General features: G+C 72.8%; 26 protein-coding genes and 1 riboswitch. Of the genes, 18 read left to right on the top strand and 8 right to left on the bottom strand.

Features of this window, described 5'->3' with window-relative positions:
- Window positions 1-3 precede the first annotated feature (3 nt).
- From AB0E91_RS07355 to AB0E91_RS07315, 9 genes are all read left to right on the top strand, one after another.
- Window positions 4-360 (top strand): hypothetical protein, encoded by a 357-nt coding sequence (locus AB0E91_RS07355; RefSeq protein WP_361776565.1) that lies wholly within the window; start codon window positions 4-6, stop codon window positions 358-360.
- Between the two features lie 764 nt (window positions 361-1124).
- Window positions 1125-2078 (top strand): hypothetical protein, encoded by a 954-nt coding sequence (locus AB0E91_RS07350; protein WP_361776562.1) that lies wholly within the window; start codon window positions 1125-1127, stop codon window positions 2076-2078.
- A 187-nt stretch (window positions 2079-2265) separates the two neighbouring features.
- Entirely contained in the window at window positions 2266-3786 is a 1521-nt protein-coding gene (locus AB0E91_RS07345; RefSeq protein ID WP_361776559.1) for an aldehyde dehydrogenase family protein, read from the top strand.
- A gap of 66 nt (window positions 3787-3852) precedes the next feature.
- Entirely contained in the window at window positions 3853-5385 is a 1533-nt protein-coding gene (locus tag AB0E91_RS07340) for a GMC oxidoreductase (protein WP_361776556.1), read from the top strand.
- Window positions 5382-6587 carry a glycine betaine/L-proline ABC transporter ATP-binding protein gene (locus AB0E91_RS07335; RefSeq protein WP_361776553.1) on the top strand — a complete coding sequence of 402 codons (1206 nt, stop codon included), beginning with the start codon at window positions 5382-5384 and terminating at the stop codon, window positions 6585-6587. The genes AB0E91_RS07340 and AB0E91_RS07335 overlap by 4 nt, the downstream gene beginning before the upstream one ends.
- Window positions 6587-8533, top strand: a complete 1947-nt coding sequence (locus AB0E91_RS07330) for an ABC transporter permease subunit (protein WP_361776550.1) — start codon at window positions 6587-6589, stop codon at window positions 8531-8533. The genes AB0E91_RS07335 and AB0E91_RS07330 overlap by 1 nt, the downstream gene beginning before the upstream one ends.
- A gap of 1 nt (window position 8534) precedes the next feature.
- Window positions 8535-9497, top strand: a complete 963-nt coding sequence (locus AB0E91_RS07325) for an ABC transporter substrate-binding protein (protein WP_361776547.1) — start codon at window positions 8535-8537, stop codon at window positions 9495-9497.
- A 105-nt stretch (window positions 9498-9602) separates the two neighbouring features.
- Window positions 9603-10085 (top strand): gamma-glutamylcyclotransferase family protein, encoded by a 483-nt coding sequence (locus AB0E91_RS07320; protein WP_361776544.1) that lies wholly within the window; start codon window positions 9603-9605, stop codon window positions 10083-10085.
- A 7-nt stretch (window positions 10086-10092) separates the two neighbouring features.
- Window positions 10093-10566, top strand: coding sequence for a hypothetical protein (locus AB0E91_RS07315; protein ID WP_361776541.1), 474 nt, complete (start codon window positions 10093-10095; stop codon window positions 10564-10566).
- 25 nt (window positions 10567-10591) lie between these two features.
- Here AB0E91_RS07315 and AB0E91_RS07310 read toward each other — a convergent pair whose 3' ends face one another.
- Both AB0E91_RS07310 and AB0E91_RS07305 read right to left on the bottom strand, forming a co-directional pair.
- Window positions 10592-10990, bottom strand: a complete 399-nt coding sequence (locus tag AB0E91_RS07310; protein WP_361777354.1) for a hypothetical protein — start codon at window positions 10988-10990, stop codon at window positions 10592-10594.
- A gap of 35 nt (window positions 10991-11025) precedes the next feature.
- Window positions 11026-11526: a carboxymuconolactone decarboxylase family protein gene (locus tag AB0E91_RS07305; RefSeq protein WP_361776538.1), complete on the bottom strand. Its 501-nt coding sequence runs from the start codon at window positions 11524-11526 to the stop codon at window positions 11026-11028.
- 46 nt (window positions 11527-11572) lie between these two features.
- Here AB0E91_RS07305 and AB0E91_RS07300 point away from each other — a divergent pair, with 46 nt between their 5' ends.
- Window positions 11573-12967: a PLP-dependent aminotransferase family protein gene (locus AB0E91_RS07300; RefSeq protein WP_361776535.1), complete on the top strand. Its 1395-nt coding sequence runs from the start codon at window positions 11573-11575 to the stop codon at window positions 12965-12967.
- A gap of 118 nt (window positions 12968-13085) precedes the next feature.
- Here the strand turns inward: AB0E91_RS07300 and AB0E91_RS07295 are convergent, their stop codons facing one another.
- Window positions 13086-13970, bottom strand: coding sequence for a hypothetical protein (locus tag AB0E91_RS07295; RefSeq protein WP_361777351.1), 885 nt, complete (start codon window positions 13968-13970; stop codon window positions 13086-13088).
- Window positions 13971-14102: 132 nt separating this feature from the next.
- Between AB0E91_RS07295 and AB0E91_RS07290 the strand changes: the two genes are divergently transcribed.
- From AB0E91_RS07290 to AB0E91_RS07280, 3 genes are all read left to right on the top strand, one after another.
- Window positions 14103-14510 (top strand): hypothetical protein, encoded by a 408-nt coding sequence (locus tag AB0E91_RS07290; protein ID WP_361776532.1) that lies wholly within the window; start codon window positions 14103-14105, stop codon window positions 14508-14510.
- A gap of 20 nt (window positions 14511-14530) precedes the next feature.
- Window positions 14531-15718 (top strand): glutathionylspermidine synthase family protein, encoded by a 1188-nt coding sequence (locus tag AB0E91_RS07285; RefSeq protein WP_361776529.1) that lies wholly within the window; start codon window positions 14531-14533, stop codon window positions 15716-15718.
- Window positions 15719-16106: 388 nt separating this feature from the next.
- A riboswitch (ZMP/ZTP riboswitch) is annotated at window positions 16107-16195 on the top strand.
- A 40-nt stretch (window positions 16196-16235) separates the two neighbouring features.
- Window positions 16236-17693, top strand: a complete 1458-nt coding sequence (locus tag AB0E91_RS07280; protein WP_361776526.1) for a glycine hydroxymethyltransferase — start codon at window positions 16236-16238, stop codon at window positions 17691-17693.
- A gap of 23 nt (window positions 17694-17716) precedes the next feature.
- Here AB0E91_RS07280 and AB0E91_RS07275 read toward each other — a convergent pair whose 3' ends face one another.
- The 3 genes from AB0E91_RS07275 to AB0E91_RS07265 form a co-directional block, all read right to left on the bottom strand.
- Window positions 17717-18421, bottom strand: coding sequence for a hypothetical protein (locus AB0E91_RS07275; protein ID WP_361776523.1), 705 nt, complete (start codon window positions 18419-18421; stop codon window positions 17717-17719).
- A gap of 217 nt (window positions 18422-18638) precedes the next feature.
- The gene (locus AB0E91_RS07270; RefSeq protein WP_361776520.1) at window positions 18639-19616 is read right to left on the bottom strand and encodes a hypothetical protein; all 978 of its coding nucleotides are present in this window, start codon (window positions 19614-19616) and stop codon (window positions 18639-18641) included.
- Window positions 19609-20169, bottom strand: a complete 561-nt coding sequence (locus AB0E91_RS07265; protein ID WP_361776517.1) for a sigma-70 family RNA polymerase sigma factor — start codon at window positions 20167-20169, stop codon at window positions 19609-19611. Before AB0E91_RS07265 ends, AB0E91_RS07270 begins: the two co-directional genes overlap by 8 nt.
- A gap of 265 nt (window positions 20170-20434) precedes the next feature.
- On the opposite strand from AB0E91_RS07265, the gene trpS reads away from it, so the two are divergent.
- Together trpS and AB0E91_RS07255 are read left to right on the top strand one after the other, a co-directional pair.
- The gene (gene trpS, locus AB0E91_RS07260) at window positions 20435-21448 is read left to right on the top strand and encodes a tryptophan--tRNA ligase (RefSeq protein WP_361776514.1); all 1014 of its coding nucleotides are present in this window, start codon (window positions 20435-20437) and stop codon (window positions 21446-21448) included.
- A 204-nt stretch (window positions 21449-21652) separates the two neighbouring features.
- Entirely contained in the window at window positions 21653-22234 is a 582-nt protein-coding gene (locus tag AB0E91_RS07255; protein ID WP_361776511.1) for a 2'-5' RNA ligase family protein, read from the top strand.
- Between the two features lie 7 nt (window positions 22235-22241).
- Here the strand turns inward: AB0E91_RS07255 and AB0E91_RS07250 are convergent, their stop codons facing one another.
- The gene (locus AB0E91_RS07250; RefSeq protein WP_361776508.1) at window positions 22242-22997 is read right to left on the bottom strand and encodes a decaprenylphospho-beta-D-erythro-pentofuranosid-2-ulose 2-reductase; all 756 of its coding nucleotides are present in this window, start codon (window positions 22995-22997) and stop codon (window positions 22242-22244) included.
- A gap of 158 nt (window positions 22998-23155) precedes the next feature.
- On the opposite strand from AB0E91_RS07250, the gene AB0E91_RS07245 reads away from it, so the two are divergent.
- A complete protein-coding gene (locus tag AB0E91_RS07245) occupies window positions 23156-24082 on the top strand; it encodes a YihY/virulence factor BrkB family protein (protein ID WP_361776505.1) in 927 nt (308 codons plus the stop codon).
- Here AB0E91_RS07245 and AB0E91_RS07240 read toward each other — a convergent pair.
- Window positions 24030-25352, bottom strand: coding sequence for a D-alanyl-D-alanine carboxypeptidase (locus AB0E91_RS07240; RefSeq protein WP_361776502.1), 1323 nt, complete (start codon window positions 25350-25352; stop codon window positions 24030-24032). The two genes, AB0E91_RS07245 and AB0E91_RS07240, sit on opposite strands and share 53 nt — an antisense overlap.
- Window positions 25353-25443: 91 nt before the next feature.
- On the opposite strand from AB0E91_RS07240, the gene AB0E91_RS07235 reads away from it, so the two are divergent.
- Together AB0E91_RS07235 and AB0E91_RS07230 are read left to right on the top strand one after the other, a co-directional pair.
- Window positions 25444-25683 carry a hypothetical protein gene (locus AB0E91_RS07235; RefSeq protein ID WP_361776499.1) on the top strand — a complete coding sequence of 80 codons (240 nt, stop codon included), beginning with the start codon at window positions 25444-25446 and terminating at the stop codon, window positions 25681-25683.
- A gap of 158 nt (window positions 25684-25841) precedes the next feature.
- Window positions 25842-26021, top strand: a complete 180-nt coding sequence (locus AB0E91_RS07230) for a hypothetical protein (RefSeq protein ID WP_361776496.1) — start codon at window positions 25842-25844, stop codon at window positions 26019-26021.
- The last annotated feature ends 24 nt before the right edge of the window (window positions 26022-26045 follow it).

Below are 26045 nucleotides of genomic sequence, written 5' to 3'. Positions count from 1 at the left end.
GCCATGTCCGGTGACGAGCCCAACGTGAGCTTCGGGGACGTGTCGCACAGCACGTTCGCCGTCGGCAGCCATGCCCACGCCGAGAGTCATCACCACGCCGGGGGCGTCTCGCCCGACTCCGCGACCGAGGAACTCCTCGCCGCCGTCCGTGAGTTGCGTGCCGACCTGGCCCGTGTCCGCGCCGACGACCGCACCGCCGCGCTGGACGCCGAGCTCGCCGACACCGAGTCCGAGATCACCCGTACCGGCCAGGCAGCCCCGACCCGCCGCGAGCGCCTCCGGGAACTCCTCACCGACTCCCAGGCCCTCATGAGCGTGCTCGCCTCGGCCGGCGCCCTCGCCGGCCTCCTGGGAATCTGACCGCGCAAGGGGAGGGGGCCGCGATGAGCGGGGGACACCGGTACTGGAACGAGGACACCCAGCGATGGGAGGACGCCACGGGGGAGTCCCCGACGGCACCCACACCGCCACCACCGCCACGCCCGGACCGGGCACCGGACGTGACCGGGCCCGACGCGGCGGAAGGTGACACGACACCGGCTTCGCCCACGGCGTGGCCCCCGGCGGCGGGACAGGAGGCGTGGCCTCCGGCGGCGGGACCGGGCGAGTGGCCCCCGGCGGCCGGCCGGGCCGCATGGCCTCCGGCCGCGCCCGGGCCCCGGGGCGCGAGACCGTCCGACGGCGCCGACGGGCAGCCCCCGACCGAGCCGCCGGCCGGCCGCACCGACGGGACGGCTCACGCCGACGCGACGGCTCGCACCGACACGGCGGACGGCGGCCGGGGCGGGGGAGCGCCGGCCGGGGCTTCGCCCGGCGGACGTGGGCCGGGGCTTCCGGAGGGGTTCGTGCCGAAGGGTTCCGTTGAGGGGGCCTCGGCGCGCGATTCCGGCGCGGGGTCTCCGTCCGAGCCGTCGCCCGGCGGTCGTGGGCCGGGGGCGCCGGACGGGCTCGCGGGGGGTGCCCCCGATGCCGGGCCTCCGTCCGAGCCGTCGCCCGGTGAGCGTGACTCGGGGTTCCCGGCCGGTGCCCCCGACACGGGCTCTCCGGTGGAGCCGTCGCCCGGCGGACACGGGCCAGGACTCCCGGAGGGCTTCGCGGCGAAGGGGGCCGGTGGAGGGGCCTCGGTGGAGCCGTCGCCCGGCGGTCGTGGCGCGGAACCCCCGGAGGGCACCGCGTCGAACCGCCCCGCTCCCGCCTGGCCCCCCGCCGAAGCCCCGACCCACCCCTCGGTCCACCACCCCGATGCCGGGCTCCCCACCGAGACCTCCGTGAGTGCACCCGGCACCCCGTACCCCGGCGGCTGGCCCGCCGACAGCGGATGGCCGCCCCCCGACGGCCGCCCCGACCACCCCGACGACGACCCCGACGACCCCCACACCACCCGCACCCGGCGCCTCTGGCCCGTGCTCGCCGCTGCCGCCGTCGTAGGGGTGACCGTCGGTTTCGCGCTGGTCTTCGTGCTCGGCGGGGACGGCTCCGGTGGGCGTCGGAACACGGCGCAGGGCAGCTCCAGTTCGGCCCCGGCGCCGACCGGGACCACCGAGTCGGCCGCGACCGCGAGCCCCTCGCCGTCGGCCCCCCAGCCCCCCGAGGGCTACGACGTCCGCGAGGACGACGAGCGCTTCCGGATCGCTGTGCCGGAGGGCTGGACGCGCAGCACCGCCCCCTCGACGTACGGCATCGCCGTGGTCAACTACCGCAGCCCCGACCGCAGTCACCGGATTCAGATCTATCAGGTCGCGGAGCAGTCCCCGGACGCCTCGTTCGAGCTGTATCTGTCGGCGGAGACCCGCAAGCCGAACGGGTTCGAGAAGCTGGCGCTCACGAACATGGACGAGGGCGACTTCACCGGCTCGCGGCTGGAGTATCTGGCCGACACCATCCGGGGCGAGCCCGAGGTCGGGACCTGGCATGTGCTGGACGAGCGGTTCGTCGCGGCGGACGGAAGGATCTACGCGGTGGCGGTGTACGGCCCCGACGCCGACGGCCGTGCGGACGAGCTGGAGCTGCTCACCACGGCGCTGAGCTGGTTCTGCCCGCCCGACACCGGCTGCGACGCGTCGGCGTCGGTGGACTGAGCCCGCCACCGAGCAACCCCGAGCGGCCCATTTGTCCCCATTTCCTCCGTGATTTCAGTGACCCGGCCCACTTTCCCCCGTCGAACGCGCATGTGTGCCGCCGGGCAAGGGCATGCGGTCCCGGTCCTTGGACGTGGCACCTCTGTCACGCAGGGGCGCTGAACAGGAACGGAAGGCAATACCGATCATGGCGGACAGAACGGAACGACCGGCCGAGGCGACCATCCACGCCGGAGGCGAGTGGCTCGACGCGGCCTCCGGCGCGACACGCGAGATCCTGGACCCCGCGGACGGCCGGCCCTTCGCCGTGGTCGCGGAGGGCGGCGAGAAGGACGCGGACCGGGCGATCGCCGCCGCCCGGCATGCCTTCGACCACGGCCCCTGGCCCCACACCCCCGTCGCCGGGCGCGCCGCCCTGCTGCGCCGTGTGGCGGACCTCCTCGTACGCGACCGCGAGGCGCTCGGCCTGCTGGAGAGCCGGGACGCGGGCAAGACCCTCGAAGAGGGCCGCGTCGACATCGACTGCGTCGCCGACGCCTTCCGCTACTTCGCGGACCTGGTCGCCGCCGAGGCCCCCGGCCGCGTGGTCGACGCGGGCTCGCCCGACATCCACAGCGTGGTCGTGCACGAGCCGGTCGGCGTCTGCTCCCTGATCACCCCCTGGAACTACCCCCTGCTCCAGGCGAGTTGGAAGGTAGCCCCCGCGCTCGCCGCGGGCAACACCTTCGTGATCAAGCCGAGCGAGATCACCCCGCTGACCACGGTCAAGCTGATCGAACTGCTCACCGAGGCCGGACTCCCCGACGGCGTCGCGAACCTCGTCACCGGCCCCGGCCACACCGTTGGCGCCCGCATGGCCGAGCACCCCGACGTCGACCTGGTCTCCTTCACCGGCGGCCTGGTCAGCGGCGTCAAGGTCGCCCAGGCCGCCGCGCCCACCGTGAAGAAGGTCGCCCTCGAACTCGGCGGCAAGAACCCCAACGTGGTCTTCGCCGACTCCTGCGCCACCGAGGAGGGCTTCGACACCGCCGTCGACCAGGCCCTCAACGCCGCGTTCATCCACAGCGGCCAGGTCTGCTCGGCGGGCTCACGCCTCATCGTCGAGGAGTCGGTCCGGGACCGCTTCGTCGCCGAACTCGCGAGCCGCGCCGGGAAGATCAGGCTCGGCCGAGGCACCGCGCCCGGCGTCGAGTGCGGCCCCCTCGTCTCCGAGCAGCAGCGCGCGAAGACCGAGGAGTACGTCGCCTCCGCCCTCGCCGAGGGCGCCACCCTGGCCTGCGGCGGCAAGCGCCCCGAGCCCACCGAGGACCGCCCCTCGGAGGGCTACTTCTACGAGCCGACCGTCCTCGACCACTGCCACCGCGAGATGCGCGTCGTGCGCGAGGAGGTCTTCGGCCCCGTCCTCACCGTCGAGACCTTCCGCACCGAGGACGAGGCGGTCGCCCTCGCCAACGACACCGAGTACGGCCTCGCGGGCGCCGTCTGGACCGCCGACCCCGGCCGCGCCCGGCGCGTCGCCGCCCGGCTGCGGCACGGCACCGTGTGGATCAACGACTTCCACCCCTATCTGCCGCAGGCGGAGTGGGGCGGCTTCGGCAGGAGCGGCACCGGCCGCGAGCTGGGCCCCGCCGGACTCGCCGAGTACCGCGAGACCAAGCACGTCTACCAGAACCTCGCCCCCCGCCCGGTGCGCTGGTTCACGGGCTGACCCCCGCAGCCCCCCCCGCACGACCTTCGTACGACCTCCCTGCCCCCACCAGGAGCGAACACCCCCATGCCCGAACACACCCACGAGTACGACTACGTCGTCATCGGCGGCGGCACCGCGGGCTCCGTCATCGCCTCCCGCCTCACCGAGAACCCCGACGTCACGGTCGCCGTCATCGAGGGCGGCCCGAGCGACGTCGACCGCGACGACGTGCTGACCCTGCGCCGCTGGATGGGCCTGCTCGGCGGCGACCTCGACTACGACTACCCGACCACCGAGCAGCCGCGCGGCAACTCCCACATCCGGCACAGCCGCGCCCGCGTCCTCGGCGGCTGTTCCTCGCACAACACCCTGATCTCCTTCAAGCCGCTCCCGTCCGACTGGGACGAGTGGGAGCGGGCCGGGGCCAAGGGCTGGGGCGCGGTCCCGATGGAGGCGTACTTCGCCCGGCTGAAGAACAACATCGTCCCGGTGGACGAGAAGGACCGCAACGCCATCGCCCGCGACTTCGTGGACTCCGCGCAGGCCGCGCTGGACGTGCCGCGCGTCGAGGGCTTCAACCGGAAGCCGTTCACCGAGGGCGTCGGCTTCTTCGACCTCGCCTACCACCCGGAGAACAACAAGCGCTCCTCCGCCTCCGTGGCGTACCTCCACCCGGTGATGGACGAGCGCCCGAACCTCCACCTCTTCCTGGAGACCTGGGCGTACCGGTTGGAGCTGGACGGCACCCGCGCCGAGGGCGTCCACGTGCGCACCAAGGACGGCCAGGAGCTGCTGATCAAGGCGCGGGGCGAGGTGATCCTCAGCGCGGGCGCCGTCGACACCCCGCGCCTGCTGCTGCACTCCGGCATCGGCCCCAGGGCCCAGCTCGAAGCCCTCGGCATCCCGGTCGTCCACGACCTGCCCGGCGTCGGCGAGAACCTGCTCGACCACCCCGAGTCGGTCATCGTCTGGGAGACCGACGGGCCGATCCCGGAGAACTCCGCGATGGACTCCGACGCGGGCCTGTTCGTCCGCCGCGACCCCCAACACGCGGGCCCGGACCTGATGTTCCACTTCTACCAGGTCCCGTTCACCGACAACCCGGAGCGACTGGGCTACGAGCGGCCCGAGTTCGGCGTCTCGATGACCCCGAACATCCCCAAGCCCCGCAGTCGCGGCCGTCTTTACCTGACCAGCGCCGACCCGGCCGTGAAGCCCGCGCTGGACTTCCGCTACTTCACCGACGAGGACGACTACGACGCCCGGACCCTGGTCGACGGCATCCGCATAGCCCGCGAGGTAGCCAAGACCGAGCCGCTCGCCCACTGGCTCAAGCGCGAGGTCTGCCCCGGCCCCGAGGTCCAGGACGACGAGGCGCTCAGCGAGTACGCCCGCAAGGTCGCGCACACCGTCTACCACCCGGCGGGGACCTGCCGGATGGGTGCCCCGGACGACGAACTGGCCGTGGTGGACCCCGAGTTGCGCATCCGTGGCCTCGATGGCGTCCGCATCGCCGACGCCTCGGTCTTCCCGACGATGACGGCGGTGAACCCGATGATCGGAGTACTCATGGTCGGTGAGAAGGCCGTCGACCTGATCGGTGGTGACGCCCGATGACGCTCACCGTGCCGACCCGCAAGCCGCCCACCCATCCTTCCGGCGCCGACCCCGTCTTCTCCGTGGACGGCCTGTGGAAGGTGTTCGGACCCAAGCCCGAACGCGTCCCCGCCGACCCGGAGTTGGCTGCGCTCTCCCCGGCCGAGCTGCGCGCCCGCACCGGCTGCACCGCCGCCGTCCGCGACGTCTCCTTCGACGTGCGCAAGGGCGAGGTCTTCGTCGTCATGGGCCTGTCCGGCTCCGGCAAGTCCACCCTCGTGCGCTGTCTGACCCGGCTCATCGAGCCCACCGCGGGCACCATCGCCATCGACGGCGAGGACGTACGCGCCATGGACCGCACGCGGCTGCGCGAACTGCGCCGTCACCGTGCCGCGATGGTCTTCCAGCACTTCGGCCTGCTCCCGCACCGCACCGTTCTCGACAACGTCGCCTACGGCCTGGAGATCCAGGGCCTGGGCAAGTCCGAACGCCGGGAGAAGGCTGCCGAGTTCGTCGCCAAGGTCGGCCTCGCGGGCATGGAGAAGCGCCGTCCCGGCCAGCTCTCCGGCGGCCAGCGCCAGCGCGTCGGCCTCGCCCGCGCCCTCGCCGTCGACCCCGAAGTCCTGCTGTTCGACGAGCCGTTCAGCGCGCTCGACCCGCTGATCCGGCGCGACATGCAGGACGAGGTGGCCCGCCTGCACGAGGAGGAGGGCCGCACGATGGTGTTCATCACCCACGACCTCTCCGAGGCCCTCAAGCTCGGCGACCGCATCGCCCTGATGCGCGACGGCCGCGTGGTCCAGCTCGGTACCCCCGAGGAGATCGTCAACTCCCCGGCCGACGAGTACGTCCGCGAGTTCGTCCGCGACGTACCGCGCGAGCAGGTCGTCACCTGCCGCACCGCCATGCGGCCCGCCTCCGCCGACGAGGCGGGCAACGGCCCCGCCGTACGCCCCGAGGCGCCGGTCGCGGAGGCCATCGAGGCCGTCGCCCGCGCGGGCGCCCCGGCCCGGGTGATGGACGCGGGACGGTGCATGGGCGTGGTCGACTCCGAGGCGCTGCTGAGCGTGGTGGCGGGGACGAACGGGACGGACGGGACGGACGCCGGGGGCGACGAGGCCGCGCTCGAGACCCGGACCGAGCCGAAGTCCGCCCCCGACGCGAAGCCATCACCCCAACCCTCCGCCGCCCCCGACCCCGAGCGTGAGCCGGAGGCCGCCTGATGGCCACGATCACCGTCCCGGCCGCCGCCCGGCGCGCCCTCCCCGGTGCCCTCGGATCCCGCCCCGCGGCCAAGCTGCTCGTGCTCGCCGTCGTCGCCGCCGTCCTTGTCCCCCTGCTCAGCTCCCGCTGGGGCAGCGGAAGTTGGCCGCAGGCGCTGACCGTGAGCCTGGTGAAGCCGCTCGGTGCCGCCAGTGACTGGGTCATCGACAACCGGGACAGCCACCCGCTGTTCCTCTACTTCTTCGGCCACATCAGCAACGCGGTCGTCCTCGCCGTACGCGGCGTCTACCTCACCCTGCTCGCCGCCGGGTGGCCCGGCGTCGCCGTGCTCGGCGCCCTGGTCGCCTGGCGGGTGGCCGGAGTACGGCTCGCCGTCGGCACGGCCGTCGCGTTCCTCGCCTGCGGCGCGCTCGGCATGTGGGTGCCGACCATGCAGACGCTCGCGCTGATGGTGGTCGCGGTGCTCGCCTCCCTCGCCGTCGGCGCGCTGCTCGGCCTCGGCGCCGGGCTCTCCGACCGGCTGGACCGCGCCCTGCGCCCGGTCCTGGACACCATGCAGGTGCTCCCGGCCTTCGCCTATCTGCTGCCCGTGGTGCTGGTGTTCGGCATCGGCGTGCCCGCGGCCGTCCTCGCGACCGTGGTCTACGCGGCCCCGCCCATGGCCCGCCTCACCGCGCTCGGCCTGCGCGGCGCCGACCCCGAGGTACTGGAGGCCGTACGCTCGCTCGGCGCCACCTCGCGCCAGCGGCTGCTGACCGCGCGCCTCCCGCTGGCCCGCAAGGAACTCCTGCTCGGCCTCAACCAGACGATCATGATGGCGCTCTCCATGGCCGTCATCTCCTCCGTCATCGGCGCGGGCGGTCTCGGCGACCGCGTCTACCAGGCGCTCGCCTCCGTCGACGTCGGCGCGGCCCTCGCCGCCGGCATCCCGATCGTGCTGCTCGCCGTTGTCCTGGACCGCGTGACCGCGGCGGCGGGCCGTGCGGCCGAAGGCGCCGACCGGCCCCGCACCCAGTGGCTCTACGCCCTCGGCGCCACCGTCGCCGTCGCGGTCCTCGCGCGGCTGCTCGGCCGCGCCGACTGGCCCGACGGCCTGACCCTCGACATCGCCGCGCCCGTCAACGACGCCGTCAACTGGATGACCGCGCACCTCTACTCCGGCGTCCCCGTCATCGGCGGCACCGCCGACTGGGCGGGCCACTTCACCACCTGGATGCTGGACCCGCTGCGCGACGGCCTGCGCGCGCTGCCCTGGTGGGCGGTGCTGCTCCTGGTGGCCGCGCTCGCCTGGCTGATCGGCACCTGGCGCACCGCCCTGACCGCCGTCCTCGCCATGGCCGCGATCGGCGTGCTCGGCGTGTGGGACTCCTCGCTCGACACCCTCTCCCAGGTGCTGGCCGCCGTCGCCGTCACCCTGGTCCTCGGCATCGCCACCGGCATCGCGGCCGCGCGCAGCGAGCGCGTGGAGCGGGTGCTGCGCCCGGTCCTGGACGTGTTCCAGACCATGCCGCAGTTCGTGTACCTGATCCCGGTCGTCGCCCTGTTCGGCGTCGGCCGCGCGCCCGCCGTCGTCGCCGCCGTGGTCTACGCGCTCCCGGCCGTCGTCCGCATCACCGCGCAGGGCCTGCGGCAGGTCGACCCGGCCGCGCTGGAGTCGGCCCGTTCGCTCGGCGCGACCGGCCGCCAGCAGCTCTGGCAGGTCCAACTCCCGCTCGCCCGCCGCGCGTTGCTGCTCGCCGTCAACCAGGGAGTGGTCCTGGTCCTCGCCGTCGTCATCATCGGCGGCCTGGTCGGCGCGGGCGCGCTCGGCTACGACGTCGCGTTCGGCCTCGCGCAGGGCGACCTCGCGACGGGTCTGGTCGCCGGTGCCGCCATCGTCTGCCTCGGCCTGATGCTCGACCGGGTGACCCAGCCGACGGGGCGCGGCGCGAAGAAGGGAGCGTGAGATGCGTATCCGTACGACGTTCGGCGTGACGGCGGCCGCGGTCTCCGTACTGGCCCTGCTCACCGGCTGCGGCGCGGCCGACATGACCAAGCAGGCGAGCCCCTTCGCGGGCGCGGGCGGCCCGAAGAGCCTCACCCTCTCCGTGCAGTCCTGGGTGGGCGCGCAGTCCAACGTGGCCGTCGCGCAGTACATCCTCGAACACAAGCTGGGCTACCACGTCGACACCGTCCAGGTGGACGAGATCCCCGCCTGGGACGCCCTCAGCCAGGGCCGCGTCGACGCCCTCCTGGAGGACTGGAGCCACCCCGACCAGGAGAAGCGGTACGTCGACGACAAGAAGACGGTGACGCCCGCCGGGGGGCTGGGGGTGACCGGGCACATCGGCTGGTACGTCCCGACGTACTTCGCCAAGCAGCACCCGGACGTCACGGACTGGAAGAACCTGAACAAGTACGCGTCCCTCTTCCGCACCCCCGAGAGCGGCGGCAAGGGCCAGCTCATGGACGGCTCCCCGGCCTACGTCACCCACGACAAGGCCCTCGTGAAGAACCTGAAGCTCGACTACCAGGTCGTCTTCGCCGGCTCCGAAGCCGCCCAGATCACTCAGATGAAACAGTTCGCCAAGGAGAAGAAGCCCTTCCTGACCTACTGGTACACCCCCCAGTGGCTCTTCAAGAAGGTCCCCATGACAGAGGTGAAACTCCCTCCCTACAAGGAGGACTGCGACGCCGACCCAGCGAAGATCACCTGCGCCTACCCCCACACCCCCCTCCGCAAATTCCTCAACACGGACTTCGCCAAGTCCGGCGGCAAGGCGGCCGCCTTCTTGAAGAACTTCAAGTGGACGACGGAGGACCAGAACGAGGTCTCCCTCCTGATCGCCGACCGGAAACTGAGCCCCGAGGAAGCGGCGAAGAAGTGGGTGGACACCCACCCGACGGTGTGGAAGCGCTGGCTTCCGTAACCACTCTCGTAACCAACAGACCGCCGGGCGGTGGAGAGTGGGCCGCCGCCCGGCCCCCAGCCCTACACTCCGTACGAGGGCAAGCCGTCTGGAACGGAGAGTCACATGGGGGACACCATTCCGACGGGCGCGGACAGTGTGCCGGCGAACCGCCTCGTCGACGGTCCCGTCGCCCTGTTCGTCTACGGCACCCTCCAGTTCGAGGCCGTCCTCACCGGCCTCGTCGGACGTGTCCCCGACCACAGGCCCGCGACCGCCCCCGGCTGGCGTGCCGCGGCTCTCGATGCCCGCGTGTACCCCGGCCTGGTCCCCGCTCCCGGCTCCGAGGCCCACGGTCTGCTGCTGACGGGCATGAGCGAGCGGGAGTGGAGAATCCTCGACACCTTCGAAGACGATCAGTACGACCTGCGGCGCCTCGACCTGGCGTGCGGGTCCGCCGCCTGGGCGTATGTGTGGCTGGGCGGCGACGTACGGGCGGAGGACTGGGACGCGCGGGACTTCCAGGACCGCCACCTCCAGGACTACGCCGCCCGGTGCGCGCGGATCGCTCCCGCGCTGGAAGCCAAGGCGTCCACCGGCAGGGGATGAGCACGGCATGAGGGTGGGGATCACCGGGCACCGCGGACTCGGCGCGGACGTCGAGGCACAGGTGCGGGCTCTCCTGGCCGCCCAGGTCGAGGGGTACGACCCGGCCGAACTGGTCGGCGTCTCGTGCATCGCCGACGGCCCCGACGCCTGGTTCGCCGAAGCCGTACTGGCGCGCGGCGGCCGACTCGAGGTGGTCGTTCCGGCCGCCGAGTACCGCGCGGGCCTCCCCGGCCGGCACCACCCCGCCTACGACCATCTCCTCGCCCGCGCCGCAGACGTACACCACACCGGCCTGGCCGAGTCGACCTCCGAGGCCCACCAGGCCGGGTCCGAGATCCTGGTCGGCCTGGTGGACGAGCTGATCGCCGTGTGGGACGGGAAACCGGCGCGGGGCTACGGAGGCACGGCCGACGTGGTGGCGTACGCCGAGCGGACCGGGGTCCCGGTGCGGGTGCTGTGGCCGGAGGGGGCCGTTCGCTGAGAGGAGGGGAGGGCCGGCCGCCTTCTTACGCGGGCCCCGCGCCCCCGCGCCGGTCCTCGACGTGGACGACGTGCAGTTCGGTGCCGTCCTGGCCGCGCTGGGAGCGGCCGCAGAGGCCGACGGAGAGGTGGTCCTGGCCGCCGGGTTCGTCGGGGGTGACGTAGGTGAGGACGTCCGGATGGTGGCCGGTGACCACCCAGCCGTCGATGTCCTCGATCTCGATCACCCTGAAGTCTCCGGCGGGACCACCGCCATGGACGGGGCCGAACACCCTGAGGATGTCGGTGGCCTGGGCGGCGAGGTCGTCCTCGGGGGCGGTCAGCACCACACAGGTGCCGTGCTCGAACAGCACCCACGACTTGTGAGGGTCGGTGAGAAGCCGCTTCCAGACGTCGATGAGTATGTCGCTCTCCACGGCGGTCATCATGCCGCAGAGAGCCCCCGGCGCACAGTGACGGGCTACTTGTGCTGACCCGGCGTGTAGTGCCCCGGCACCATCCGGGTCGTCACCGCGAAGCGGTTCCACGCGTTGATCACGTTGATCGCGGCGATCAGGTGGGTGAGTTCGGCCTCCTCGAACTGCTTGGCGGCGCGCTCGTAGACCTCGTCGGGGACGAACCCGTCCGTCAACACCGTGACCGCCTCGGTGAGTTCGAGGGCGGCGGCTTCCTTCTCCGTGTAGAAGTGGCGCGACTCGTCCCAGGCGCTGAGCTGGACGATCCGTTCCACCGTCTCGCCCGCCGCGAGCGCGTCCTTGGTGTGCATGTCGAGGCAGAAGGCGCAGTGGTTGAGCTGCGAGGCGCGGATCTTGACCAGTTCGAGGAGGCGGGGGTCGAGGCCCTGCCGGGCGGCGATGTCGAGGCGGACCATCGCCTTGTAGACCTCGGGCGCGTGCTCGGTCCAGGCCAGGCGGGCGGGGTGCTCGGGGGCGTACTCGGTGGTGTCCTGTGCGGTGTCCATGCTTCGAGCCTAGGAGGGGAGCGGCCCAGGAGTATGGTCCATTCCCATGGCGGAATCGTGGGCCAATCCGGGCATCGACCTCCACCTGGAACCGGCCGGGAGTAGCGGCCTGCGCCAGGGGCTGACCGACGCGCTGCGCGACGCGGTGCGCGAAGGACGGCTCGCGCCCGGGACCCGGCTGCCCTCCTCCCGCGCCCTCGCCGCCGACCTCGGGATCGCCCGGAACACCGTCGCCGAGGCTTACGCGGGCCTGGTCGCCGAGGGCTGGCTCACCGCCCGCCAGGGCTCCGGCACCCGCGTCGCCGAGCGGGCCGCGCCCGCGGCCACGGCACCGGTCACCACCGTCCGGCACCGCCCACCGGGCCGCCCCGCCCTCAGCCTCGTCCCCGGCACCCCCGACCTCGCCGCCTTCCCGCGCGCCGCGTGGCTCCAGGCCGCCCGCCGCGCCCTGGCCACCGCCCCCTTCGACGCCCTCGGCTACGGCGACCCGCACGGCCGCCCCGAACTGCGCACCGCCGTCGCCGGATACCTCGCCCGCGTCCGTGGCGTACGCGCCGACCCCGACCATGTGCTGATCACCGCGGGCTTCTCCCACGCCCTGCGCCTCCTCGGTACAGTGCTGCGCGGCCGCGGCGCCCGCACGGTCGCCGTCGAGTCGTACGGCCTCGACGCGTACACCGCCCTGCTGCACGAGGCCGGCCTCACCACGACCCCGCTGCCCTACGACGAACTCGGCACGGACACACGTCCGTTGAGCGAGGAAGGTGCCGTACTCCTCACCCCCGCCCACCAGTTCCCCATGGGCACCGCGCTGCACCCCGACCGCCGCGCGGCCGTCGTCGACTGGGCCCGGCGCACCGGCGGGCTGATCCTGGAGGACGACTACGACGGCGAGTTCCGCTACGACCGCCGCCCCGTCGGCGCCCTCCAGGACCTCGCCCCCGACCAGGTCGTCTACCTCGGCACCGCCAGCAAGTCCCTCGCCCCCGGACTGCGCCTGGGCTGGATGGTGCTGCCCCCGGCCCTGTACGCCGAGACGGTCGCGGCCAAGGGCCGCATCGACACCTGCGGGGTCCTGGACCAGCTCACCCTGGCCGAGTTCCTCACCTCCGGCGCCTACGACCGTCACGTCCGCGCCGCCCGGCTGCGCTACCGGCGCCGCCGCGACGCCCTCGCGGCCGCCGTCGCCGACCGCGCCCCCGGTGTCCACGTCACCGGCATCGCCGCCGGTCTGCACGCGGTGCTGCGGCTGCCGCCCGGCACCGAGCGCTCGGTCGTCCAGGCCGCGGGCTGGCAGGGCCTGGCCCTGCACGGCCTCTCCTTCTACCGCCACCCCGACACCGTCACCGAACCGCTGGAGGCGCTGGTGGTGGGGTACGGGACACCGCCGGAGAGCTCGTGGAAGGCCGCGCTGGAGGCACTGTGCCGGGCGCTGCCGTAGCCGGGTGCCGGGTGCCGGGTGCCGGGTGCCGGGTGCCGAGGGCGCAGGGGGTGCAGGACGTGCAGAGGGGTGCGGGACGTGCAGAGGGGTGCAGCGGGTGGGCGGCGGCCCGCGTGTGTCAGCCCACGGGCTCGGCGTCCGCCTCTTCCGCCTCTTCCCGGGCGGCGGTCGAGCTGCCACCCGGACCCCCAGGCTCCGGCGCCTCCCCGAACCGAGCCAGCGCCAGCGCCCCCGCCACCGCCACGACGAACCCCAGCACCGCGAGCGGACCGAGCCCCGCCCTCGTGCGGTCGCCCAGCCAGATCACGCCCACCGCCGCCGGGCCCAGGGTCTCGCCGAGCACCATGCCGGCCGTCGCCGTGGTGACCGAACCGCGCTGCAGCGCCGAGGTCAGCAGCAGGAAGGCGGCGCCCCCGCCGAGGAGGAGGGCGTAGAGGGCGGGGTCGGTCAACAGGGCGGACGGACGCAAGGAGGTCACCAGGCGTACCGCCACCTCCACCACCCCGAACCCGAACCCCGCGCCGAGGCCGAGGAGCAGCGCGCGTGGCCGCCCCGAGAGCCGGCCGCCGACCGCGCCGAGCAGCAGGACGCCCGCCGCCGTCGCGAGCAGCGCGTACGGCAGCCAGGCCGGGCCGTCGCGGTCGCCCTCCGCGCCCGAGGCCAGGCCGAGCATCGCGAGCCCCGCGCACACCACGCCGACCGCCGTCCACTCCGCCCCGCTCAGCCGCACCCGCAGCAGCCGCGCCGCGACCACCGCCGTCACCGCGAGACTCGCGGCCAGCGCGGCGCCCACCGCGTAGATCGGCACCGAGCGCAGCGCGAGGATCTGGAGCACGAAGCCGAGCCCGTCCAGCGCGAGGCCCGCCGCATACCGCCACTGCCGCACCGCCCGCAGCAGCAGCGCCGCCTCCCCGCCACCCTGTCCTCCGGCCGCCCGCGCGGCCACCGCCTGAAGCACCGTGGCCGTACCGAAGCAGACCGCCGCGCCGAGCGCGCACACCATTCCAAAAAGCACAAAGCGACTCTAGGGGGAACAGGAGTACGTGGGGCCGCCCTCCCGGAAACTCACACCGATCTCTAGGCTGGCTGTCGAACACGACATCGACGGGTACGCATCGACGGGGGAGAACAGAACATGGCGAACACCCGGTCCCAACTCCGCTCCACCACAGTCGTCCTGGGCGGCATGGGCCTCCTCGCCGCCGCCCTGACCGCCTGCTCGTCCGAGCCGGACAAGCGCTGCGTCGACCACAGCAGCTACAACCTGGCCAAGGGCTACAAGGTCGTCGCGGGCAAGAACTGCACGTCCGCCACCAAGGTCAACGGCTACTGGTACTACGGCGGCAAGAAGAAGGGCTCCTGGGTCAAGGGCGGCTCCTTCACCGAACCTCGCGAGGGCTCCGGAAGCACCAGCACCTCCGGCACCTCCCGCACCTGGCGCAACGGGTCCGGCGGCTCGTCGCGCAACGACAGCGGCGACAGCGGCGACAGTGGCGTCCACCGGGGCGGCTTCGGCGACGGCCACGGCAGCTCCGGCGGCTGAGCGGACCGGAAACGACCACCATGGAACGCCACACCATCGCCCCCCGCCCCGACTGGCAGCAGATCGTCGAGCAGCAGGGCGTGATCTATCCGCTCACCCGCCACCCCGACGACTCCCTGCGCCCCTACTGGGACGAGAGCGCGTACTACTCCTTCTCCCTCCCCGAGGTCGAGGCGCTGGAGGAGACCGTCGCCGAGCTGCACGCCATGTGCCTGGCCGCCGCCGGGCACCTGGTCGAGCACGACCGGCTCGCCGAACTCGGCATCACCGACCCGAGAGTGGTCCGCGCGGTCACCGAGGCATGGCACCGCCGCGTCGAACTCCCCTCCGTCTACGGCAGGTTCGACCTCCGCTACGACGGCACCGGACCGGCCAAGCTGCTGGAGTACAACGCGGACACCCCGACCTCGCTGGTCGAGGCCGCCTCCGCGCAGTGGTTCTGGATGGAGGACCGCTTCCCTGGCGCCGACCAGTGGAACTCTCTGCACGAGCGCCTGATCGACGCCTGGCGCACACAGTCCAAGCTGCTCCCGCCCGGCGCCCCGCTGCACTTCGCGCACTCCTCGGCCGACGAACTCGGCGAGGACCTCATGACGGTCGCCTACCTCAAGGAGACCGCCGAGCAGGCCGGACTCGACACCGACTGGCTCACCATGGAGGAGATCGGCTGGGACACCCTCTCCGGCCGCTTCGTGGACAACCGGCTCAGGTTCATCCGCGCGATCTTCAAGCTGTACCCCTGGGAGTGGCTCACCACCGACTCCTTCGGCGGCCACGTCCTCGACACCCTCGACAACGGCGGCGGCACCGGCAGCACCCTGTGGATCGAACCCGCCTGGAAGATGCTGCTCAGCAACAAGGCGCTGCTCGCGATCCTCTGGGAGCTCTACCCCGATCATCCCAACCTCCTCCCCGCTCACCTGGACGGCCCCCGCGACCTGGCCGACACCACCGGCTACGTCGCCAAGCCCCTGCTCGGCCGCGAGGGCGACGGCGTCACCCTGCACCCGCCCGGCTCCCCGGCGCCCCCGGAGCCCGAGGACCTCTGCTGCTACCAGGCCCTCGCCCCCCTCCCCGCCTTCGACGGCAACCACGTCGTCCTCGGCGCCTGGGTCGTCGACGGCGAACCGGCCGGCCTCGGCATCCGCGAGTCCAGCGGCCTGATCACCGACTCCTACGCCCGCTTCGTACCGCATGTGATCCTCTGACCCCGGGGGCCGCTGCCGCTGCCCATCCACAGCCCCAGGGCCGCTGCCCATCCACAGCCCCAGGGCCGCTGCCCATCCGCAGCCCCCTGGGGGGCCGCAGCTCGCCCGCAGCCCCCAGGGCCGCTGCCCGCCCGTAGCTCCGGGGCTGCAGCCCGCCCGTCCCCCGGATCGACTGCCGTCCGCCTTTGTCCCGGACCGGCTGCCGTCTGCCTCGTCCGCCCTGGGACTGGCCGCCGTCTGCCTCGTCCGCCCTGGGACTGGCCGCCGCCCGCCTCGTCCGCCCACCCGGACCGGCCGCCGTCCGCCTTGTCCGCCCCCGGGACCGACCGCCGTCTGCCCCGTCCGCCCCCGGACCGTCCGCCGTCCCCCCGGCCCGGCCGGTATGGTGGCCGTGGGCCGTGACTGGCGCGCTGGGATGGGACGGACCATCGGGGAGCGGCCCGTGAACAGCGAGTGCCGTGCGCCTGGGCCGAACCGAACACGCCGACACACAGACGCGCCCTGTCCGGAGGTCCCCATGCCCGAGAACGCCACCCCGTCCGGCTCCGCCGAGTCCACCGCCTTCCGCGCCGCCCTCGACGTCATCCGCGCCGTGGAGCCCCGCGTCGCCGACGCCATCGGCCAGGAGGTCCACGACCAGCGCGACATGCTCAAGCTGATCGCCTCCGAGAACTACGCCTCCCCGGCCACCCTCCTCGCGATGGGCAACTGGTTCAGCGACAAGTACGCCGAGGGCACCGTCGGCCGCCGCTTCTACGCGGGCTGCCGCAACGTCGACACCGTCGAGTCCCTCGCCGCCGAGCACGCCCGCGAGCTCTTCGGCGCCCGGCACGCCTACGTCCAGCCGCACTCCGGCATCGACGCCAACCTCGTCGCCTTCTGGGCCGTCCTCGCCGACCGTGTCGAGGTCCCCTTCCTGGAGAAGGCGGGCGTCCGCCAGATGAACGACCTCAGCGAGGCCGACTGGGCCGAGCTGCGCCAGGCCTTCGGCAACCAGCGGATGCTCGGCATGTCCCTGGACGCGGGCGGCCACCTCACCCACGGCTTCCGCCCGAACATCTCAGGAAAGATGTTCGACCAGCGCTCCTACGGCACCGACCCCGCCACCGGCCTCATCGACTACGAGGCCCTGCGTGCCCAGGCCCGCGAGTTCAAGCCGCTGATCCTCGTCGCGGGCTACTCCGCCTACCCGCGCCTGGTGAACTTCCGGATCATGCGCGAGATCGCGGACGAGGTCGGCGCCACCCTCATGGTCGACATGGCCCACTTCGCGGGCCTGGTCGCGGGCAAGGTCCTCACCGGCGACTTCGACCCGGTCCCGCACGCCCAGATCGTCACGACCACCACCCACAAGTCGCTGCGCGGCCCGCGCGGCGGCATGGTCCTGTGCGACGACTCCCTGAAGGACCAGGTCGACCGGGGCTGCCCGATGGTCCTCGGCGGCCCGCTCCCGCACGTGATGGCCGCCAAGGCCGTCGCCCTCGCCGAGGCCCGGCAGCCCGCCTTCCAGGACTACGCCCAGCGGATCGTGGACAACTCCCGCGCCCTCGCCGAGGGCCTGATGCGGCGCGGCGCCACCCTGGTGACCGGCGGCACCGACAACCACCTCAACCTGATCGACGTCGCCGCCTCCTACGGCCTCACCGGCCGCCAGGCCGAGGCCGCCCTGCTGGAGTCCGGCATCGTCACCAACCGCAACGCCATCCCCGCCGACCCCAACGGCGCCTGGTACACCTCCGGCATCCGCGTCGGCACCCCCGCCCTCACCACCCGCGGCCTCGGCACGGCGGAGATGGACGAGGTGGCCGGCCTGATCGACCGCGTTCTCACCACCACGCAGCCCGGCACCACCAAGTCCGGCGCCCCCTCCAAGGCCCAGCACATCCTGGACCCGAAGCTGTCGGACGAGATCTCCAAGCGAGCGACGGACCTGGTGGCGGCGTTCCCGCTGTACCCCGAGATCGACCTCGGCTGACCTCATCCGGGCGGGCACGCCCCTCAGAGGTTGACCAGCTCATCCCGTGGCGGCCTGGCACTCTGCCGGGCCGCCACGCGGCGTATCAGCAGTCCACCGGCACCGCCCAGGACCAGTCCCGGTGCCGCCCACCACATCCCGTCCGTCAGCCGATCGGGCGCGGATACCCCCGACGCGCGGACGACAGCCGGGCGGGGAGTGGCCGACTCCGACTGCCAGGGCCCTGGGAAGACCCCCGCGTAACCGTCACCGGTGCGCGCGCCCATCACACCCAGCTTCTTGAGCAGCGCGGTCAGCTCGGCGCCATGTTCCGCGCGATGCCAGTAGCCGTTGGTCGAGTCGGGCAGGTCCTGCGCCGTGTGTATCCAGACGGTGCCCGGCTTGGTGCCGACGGGGAAGACCCGGTCTATCCGCCAGGGCGCCATGTCGTGCACCATCCAGGTCACATTGATCTGCCGGGCGTCCGACATGTCCAAGGACGCCTCGGGAGGCAGCTTGCGCGCGCCCTTGTTCTCCGGGCCGAGCAGCCGCAGCAAGGTCTCGTACTCCCTGTCGGAGTTGTACAGCGACGTGGTCTGCTGACTCTCCGGGGAGGCCACCAGCACACTGGTGGGCCCACCGGCGGCCGCAGGGGTCGCGGCCCACAGCACCAGACCGACCGTCGCCGCCAACAACCCGCCCAGAGCCCTCAGTTCACGAACCGTGCCGTTCCGCATTTCGTCCCCCAAGCCGTGTCCCGTGCGGCCCGTCCGTGAGCCGCGTGTCACTTCTGGTACACCGCTCGACACGACGGGGTTCCCACCCGGCCGGGACCGTTTTCGACGGCTTCGCCACGGCATCCACAGACCCCCGAAGCTCCGAGACCCGGAGCCCCCCGAGACCCCCGAAGCTCCGAGACCCGGAGCCCAGGAGACCCGGAGCCCCGGAGCACGAGACCCCCCAGACCTACCGCGCCCCCTTCTCCCCCGACCTCGCGATGTCCACGGCCCGCGACTTCGACGGCACCCCCTCCAGCCGGAGTGTGACCTCGCCGCCGGGCGACGCGTGCGTCCACAGCAGCGTCGGTCCGGCCGTGCGCACCGTATGGCTGTACCGCTCGCCGTGGTCGCCGAGCAGCCAGAAGCTCAGCAGGTGCGGCCGGGGGAACCACAGGGCCGGATCGGGCACACCGCCGCTCCCCTCCGCCGCGGTGCCGTTCAGCGCCAGCCACTCCGGTGGTTCGCGCACGGTCTTGATGAAGCCGACGTCCAGCCAGGCGGGGAACTCGTCGAGGCGGACGGTCCGGCCCTGCTCGCGCCAGCACAGGGTCACCAGGAAACGCCCGTGCGGTTCACCGCTCACTGTCACCACGTCCGGCGCCCCCAGCGCGTCCGGCACCAGCGGCTCGAACCCGGCCCGACGGGCTGCCTGCTCCAAGGTGATCGAGGACCTGCCGCAGCCGGGGATCTCGGCGCCGGGGGAGGGGGTCGCCGACGGGTCGTACCGCACCTCGACGCCGCCGAAGCCGAACCAGTCCAGCAGAGCCGCCCGCGCCGGGGGCGTGGCCACGGCCACCGTCAGCAGACCGCACAGTGTCGCGGCCAGCGAGCGCCGACGCAGCCGTATCCAGCGGCGGACCGCACGCAGCCGCTCCTGGGCGCTCGGCGGCTCGGCCACCGGGACCGGCAACTGCTCGGCCAATATCCGCTCCAGCACCCGCTCGACCATCGACTCGGCACCGGCGGCCGCGCCCGTCCCCCAGGCACTGTCCGCCCCGGCGGACCCGGCCCCCTCCGCGCCCCCGGGCGTGTCCAGGGACCGTCCCAGCCCCCGCAGCTCCTCCGGCAGCCCGGACTCCCGCTCACGGCCGCGCCGCCTCCAGGGCCACCGGCCGCCCGCGCCCTCGCGCGGACCCGGAGACATGTCCGCCTCGCCCTCACGCACCCCCGTCACCCCCTTCCCCGGGCTGAAGATCCGGCAGCAGGCGCCCCAGTTTCCGCAGGGCGCGGGTCAGGCGGGACTTGACCGTGCCCCGGGGCCAGCCCAGGGCCTCGGCGGTCTCGGACTCGTTCATCTCCAGCAGATAGCGGTAGGTGACGACCAGGCGATGCTCCTCGCTCAGCTGCTCAAGGGCGGAGAGGAGTGCCGCGCGGCGCTCGGTCTCCAGGGTCGCGACGGCGGGGTCCGCCGACTCGGGTATCAGCGGCTCCGCCTCCGCGAACGCGGCCTCCCGGCCCGCGAGCGTGCGCTGCCGTGCCGCCGTCCGCACGGTGTTCCGCGCCTCATTGGCGACGATGGCGAGCAGCCATGGCTTGAAGGCCGCGCCCTCCCGGAAGCGGCCCAGGGTGCAGTACGCCTTGACGAAGGCCTGCTGCACCACGTCCTCCGCGTCCGCACCCGCTCCGAGTGCTCTGGCCGCCCGGAGCGCGATGCCCATATGGGCCCGCACCAGCTCCGCATACGCCTCCGGCTCTCCGGCGCGTACGCGTGCGATCACTGCGGCCTCATCGGCGATGCGGCCCCCCTCCCGCGTTCTCACGTTCTTGTTACACCGCGAGAGCGGGATCGGTTCCCATCCGCTTCCGGCCGGTTCCGGACCGGCCCCGATGCCGGAGCGGACCGGTCCCTGGCGCCAGAGCGACCGGTCTCCGATGCCAGAGCGGCCAGTCCCCGACGTCAGAGCGACCGGCGCCCGGCACCGGAGCGATCAGTCCCCGGCACCTGGCGGAGACCGGTCCCCGACACCTGAGAGAATGGGGGGCATGGCGACTGACCGACCCCGCGTGCTCTCCGGCATCCAGCCCACCGCCGGCTCGTTCCACCTCGGCAACTACCTCGGCGCCGTGCGCCAGTGGGTGGCCCTCCAGGAGACCCACGACGCCTTCTACATGGTCGTCGACCTGCACGCGATCACGGTTCCGCAGGACCCGAAGGAGCTGCGGGCCAACACCCGCCTGGCCGCCGCTCAGCTGCTGGCCGCCGGTCTTGACCCCGACCGCTGCACCCTGTTCGTGCAGAGCCACGTGCCCGAGCACGCCCAGCTCGCCTGGGTCATGAACTGCCTCACCGGCTTCGGCGAGGCGAGCCGCATGACCCAGTTCAAGGACAAGGCCGCCAAGCAGGGCGCGGACCGCGCGAGCGTGGGCCTGTTCACGTACCCGGTCCTCCAGGTCGCGGACATCCTGCTCTACCAGGCCAACGAGGTCCCGGTCGGCGAGGACCAGCGCCAGCACATCGAGCTCACCCGCGACCTCGCCGAGCGCTTCAACACCCGCTTCGGCCAGACCTTCGAGATCCCGAAGCCGTACATCCTCAAGGAGACGGCGAAGATCTACGACCTCCAGGACCCGGGCGTCAAGATGAGCAAGTCGGCCTCCACGCCGAAGGGTCTCGTCAACCTGCTCGACGAGCCGAAGGCGACGGCCAAGAAGGTCAAGAGCGCGGTCACCGACACCGACACGGTGATCCGCTTCGACCCGGAGAACAAGCCCGGCGTCTCCAACCTGCTCACCATCCAGTCCACGCTCACCGGCAAGTCGATCGCGGACCTGGAGCGGGAGTACGAGGGCAAGATGTACGGCGCCCTCAAGACCGACCTCGCCGAGATCATGGTCGAGTTCGTGACGCCGTTCCGCGAGCGCACCCAGCAGTACCTGGACGACACCGAGACGCTGGACGCGGTCCTCGCCAAGGGCGCGGAGAAGGCGCGCGCGATCGCCGCCGAGACGCTGGCGCAGGCGTACGACCGGGTGGGCTTCCTGCCCGCCAAGCACTGAGCGCGCGCGGCGGAGACGCGCACTGAGCGGGCCCCGGGCGCCGAAGTCGCCCGGGGCGTACGACCGCACGCGTGTCCCAGGGGGAGAAGCGCCGTACATCACGTCCGTTGCGCCTGCCCGGGGGACGGCCGTGGCCGTACAGTCGATAGCCGGTGGCCGGGGCACAGGTGGCCGGCCGACCAACACGTGACGACGGGAGACGACGTGGGGACCGTAACGATCGGCGTGTCGATCGCGGTCCCGGAGCCTCACGGCAGCCTGCTCCAGGAGCGGCGCGCGGGCTTCGGTGACCCCGCCGCCCATGGCATCCCGACCCATGTCACCCTGCTGCCGCCGACCGAGGTCGACGCGGTGGACCTGACGGCCGTGGACGCCCATCTCGCCGCCGTCGCCGCCGCCGGGCGCCCGTTCCCGATGCGCCTGTCCGGCACCGGCACCTTCCGGCCCCTGTCGCCCGTCGTCTACGTGCGCGTGGTGCGCGGTGCCGAGGAGTGCGCGGAGCTCCAGCAGCGGGTGCGTGACGCCTCCGGACCGGTCCCGCGCGAGCTGCAGTTCCCGTACCACCCGCACGTCACCGTGGCGCACGGCATCGAAGAGGCCGCCATGGACCGCGCGTTCGAGGAGCTGGCCGGGTTCGAGGCCGAGTGGTCCTGCGCCGGGTTCGCGCTCTACGAGCAGGGCCCCGACGGGGTGTGGGGCAGGCTGCGCGACTACCAGTTCGGCGCGCCGGTCGTACCGCCGCAGGCGGGCCACCCGGCCGAACGCGGCACGATCGCCAGCCGCTGACCTCTCCTCAGAGGGGCAGCCGGCGGAACAGCGCCCGCGGAGTGTGCCGCAGCGCCGCCATGACCGGTCGCAGCGTCCCCGGCACCCACACCGTCTCCGAGCCCCGGCGCAGCCCGAGTTCGACGGCCGCCGCGACTGCCTCGGGGGTGGTGGAGAACGGCACCGGACCGAGCCCGGCCGTCTTCGCGGTCCGTACGAACCCGGGCCGTACGACCATCACCTGGACGCCCGTGCCGTACAGCGCGTCGCCGAGACCCTGCGCGAAGGTGTCCAGACCGGCCTTGCTGGAGCCGTAGATGAAGTCGGTGCGGCGGGCGCGTTCCCCGGCCGTGGCGGAGAGGACCACCAGCGCGCCGTGGCCCTGGTCCTGGAGCGCGCGGGCGGCGACCAGACCGGAGGAGACGGCGCCGGTGTAGTTGGTCTGGGCGAGGCGGACGGCGCGCATCGGGTCGCACTCGTCGCGCGCCTGGTCGCCGGGCAGCCCGAAGGCCAGCAGGACGAGATCCACCTCGCCCTCCGCGAACACCTTGCCGAGCACCGTCTCGTGGGACTCGGGGTCCAGGGCGTCGAAGGCGACCGTGCGCACGTCGGCGCCGAGGCCGCGCAGGCTCGCGGCCGCGCGGTCGAGTGCGGCGGAGGGGCGCCCGGCCAGCCAGACGGTACGGGTGCGGCGGGCGACCAGACGGCGCGCGGTCGCCAGCGCGATCTCCGAGGTGCCGCCGAGGACGAGCAGGGACCGGGGAGGTCCGGAGACAGCAGACATGCCCGTGACCGTATCGCCCGCATATGGGTGATTCACCGCAAGGCGCCGCCGGGCTCCCCGCAATGGGTGATTAGTGGGACGCGGTACAAGTGCGGTGCCGTACCCGTGGATCGGGGTACGGGCACATGGAGTTCCCGCGACGAGGGCAGAGACGGATCATGGACTGGCTGAAAAAGCTCCCTGGCATCGGGCCGGTCGTCACCTGGGTGATGACCACGCACGCGTGGCGGTCGTACGCGCGCCTGGATCGGGTGAACTGGACCTGGCTGGCCGCCGCGATGACGTTCGTCAGCTTCGTCGCGCTGTTCCCGCTGCTGACCGTCGCCGCCGCGATCACCGCCGCGACGCTCAGTCCGGCGCGGCAGAAGACGGTGGAGAAGCAGATCGCGGCCCAGTTCCCGGGCCTGGCCGACAAGCTGGACCTGGGTGCCCTGGTGCACAACGCCGGTACGGTCGGCGTCATCGCCGGTGCCGCGCTGCTGTTCACCGGCATCGGCTGGGTCGGCCAGATCCGGGACTGTCTGCGCGCGGTCTGGGAGCTGCCCGACCGGGGCATCAACCCGGTCGTCGCCAAGATCAAGGACGCCGGGGTCCTGGTCGGGCTCGGCGGCGCCCTGCTGCTCACCCTCGCCGCCTCGACCCTCGCCTCGGCCGCCATCGGCTGGGTGGCACACCAGGCGGGGCTCGACGAACACGGCTGGGGCACCGCGCTGCTGCGGGCGGCCGCCTTCGCCGTCGCCGTGCTCGCCGACTTCCTGATCCTGCTCTACGCCCTCACCCTGCTGCCCGGCGTCGAACCGCCGCGCCGCCGCCTGCTGGTGGCGGCCCTGCTCGGCGCGGTCGGCTTCGAACTGCTGAAGCTGCTGCTCAGCGGCTATATCCAGGGCGTCGCCGCGAAGAGCGTCTACGGCGCCTTCGGTGTCCCCGTCGCCCTGCTGCTGTGGATCAACTTCACCTGCAAGATCCTGCTCTACAGCGCCGCCTGGACGGCGACGACCGGCGAGGAGGGCAACGCGGAGGCGTCCGCCGAGGTCACGGACGGTTCCGGCGGTGCAGCAGGTCGGGCAGCGGCCAGCGGCGGTTGACCAGGAAGGCCGCGCCCGCGAGCAGTACGAGCAGTCCGCCCGCGATGGCGGCGGCGGTACCGGCGCCCCGGTGGCCGCCCTGGACGGCGGCACTGGCGACGGGTTCGGCCCCGGCGGCGCCGGGGGGCGTGCCCGGGGTGGTGGACGCCGAGGCGCCTGCCGATGCCGATGCCGATGCCGACGCCGAGGTGCTCGGCGAGGCGGTCACGGCGTTCTTCGGCGGGACCAGTGACCCCACCGGCTGGACCTTCCCGGCCGCCTGGAAGCCCCAGTCGAACAGCTTGGCCGTCTCCTTGTAGACCTCGTTGTGCTCGGCCTTCGCCGGGTTCATCACCGTGACCAGGAGCACCTTGCCGCCGCGCTCGGCGACGCCGGTGAAGGTGGCGCCCGCGTTGGTGGTGTTGCCGTTCTTGACCCCGGCGATGCCCTGGTAGACGGGCACGTCGGTGTCGCCGCTGAGCAGCCGGTTGGTGTTCTGGATGTCCTTGTACTCGGTGACCGCCTTGCCCTTGCCCGTCTGCGTGGTGCCGCTCGGGAACTTGGCCCGCACGGTCGAGCAGTACTCCCGGAAGTCCTTCTTCTGCAGCCCGGAGCGGGCGAACAGCGAGAGGTCGTACGCCGAGGAGACCTGGCCGGGGGCGTCGTAGCCGTCGGGGCTGACCACGCTGGTGTCCAGGGCCTGGAGCTGGTCGGCGTGGGCCTGCATGTCCTGGACGGTCGCGCCGACGCCGCCGTTCATGGCGGACAGCACGTGGACGGCGTCGTTGCCGGAGCGCAGGAAGACGCCGAGCCAGAGGTCCTGCACGGAGTAGGTCCGGTTCGCCTCTATCCCGACCACGCTGGAGCCCGCGCCGACGCCGGCCAGGTCGGCGGGCGCCACCTTGTACGTCTCCGACCTCGGAAAGCGGGGCAGCACCGTGTCCGCGAACAGCATCTTCAGGGTGCTCGCCGGGGGCAGCCGCCAGTGCGCGTTGTGCGCGGCCAGCACCTCGCCCGACTCGGCGTCGCTGACGATCCAGGAGCGGGCGGTGAGGTCCTTGGGCAGCACGGGTACGCCGCTCGCCAGGTTGACCTGGGTACCGGGCCGGCCGAGCCGTTCGCCGCCGACCATCGACATGTGGGCCGGGGGAGTGGCGGTGGCCGTGGGGCTGCCGGAGGGCTTGGGGGCGGCGAGGGCTGCTGGTGCCGTGAGCGTCGTGACGGAGGTGATCAGCAAAGTGGCGGAAGCGATCAACAAGGATCGCTTTCCGATCTTCTGAGGTGCGGACACGGTCGAGAACGTACCTGCCACGCGGTGTGAAGTCCCACTCCCCACCCCACCCCGCGCCCGGAACCGGCCAGCGGACGGAGATACTGGGGGCATGAAGCTCAGCCGCCCGGTGTCCTGGTTCCTGCTCGCCTTCGGGGTGTGGTCTTGGATCATCTGGGTAACTTTCGTTAAGAATTTGATCAAGGACGGCAGCGGCCTCGCCTTCGACAACGGCCACCCGACGGCCTATTTCTGGGTGCACCTGCTGCTGGCGATCGTTTCCTTCATCCTTGGGACCGTCGTCGGAGTGATCGGGTTGCGCGGACTGCGCGCATTGCGGCGGACGTCATAGGAGGACGGCTCGGCCCGGTCATCGCCCTCGCGTCGATCGCGCCGGCCGCGGGCCCTCAAGGACAAGGTCGACCGCGACGACGGCCGCGCGCGCTGTCGGACCCCGGGGACGACGAGAACCCGTTCCTGATCGGGTTCCTGCTGCTGGGCGACGGTGTGTTGCGGCTGTACGTACAGCGGCCGGATCTTCCCGGCATCGCCGGGGTCGACATCCGCCTCACCGGAGCCCCCACCGCGCTGATCGCCGCCGTCCCGAGCCTCGTCGAGGAGGAGCAGCACCGGCGGTCGTCCGCCGGCGACCCGCACTGCGATGTTCTGGTGGATCTGACCGACTGGTAGAACATCTGCAAGTCAAGGACGGGA

The sequence above is a fragment of the Streptomyces sp. NPDC026659 genome, from assembly GCF_040638245.1.
Taxonomy (GTDB): domain Bacteria; phylum Actinomycetota; class Actinomycetes; order Streptomycetales; family Streptomycetaceae; genus Streptomyces.
Note: the sequence above shows the minus strand (reverse complement) of the source record. Positions and strands in the feature narration are given on the sequence as shown.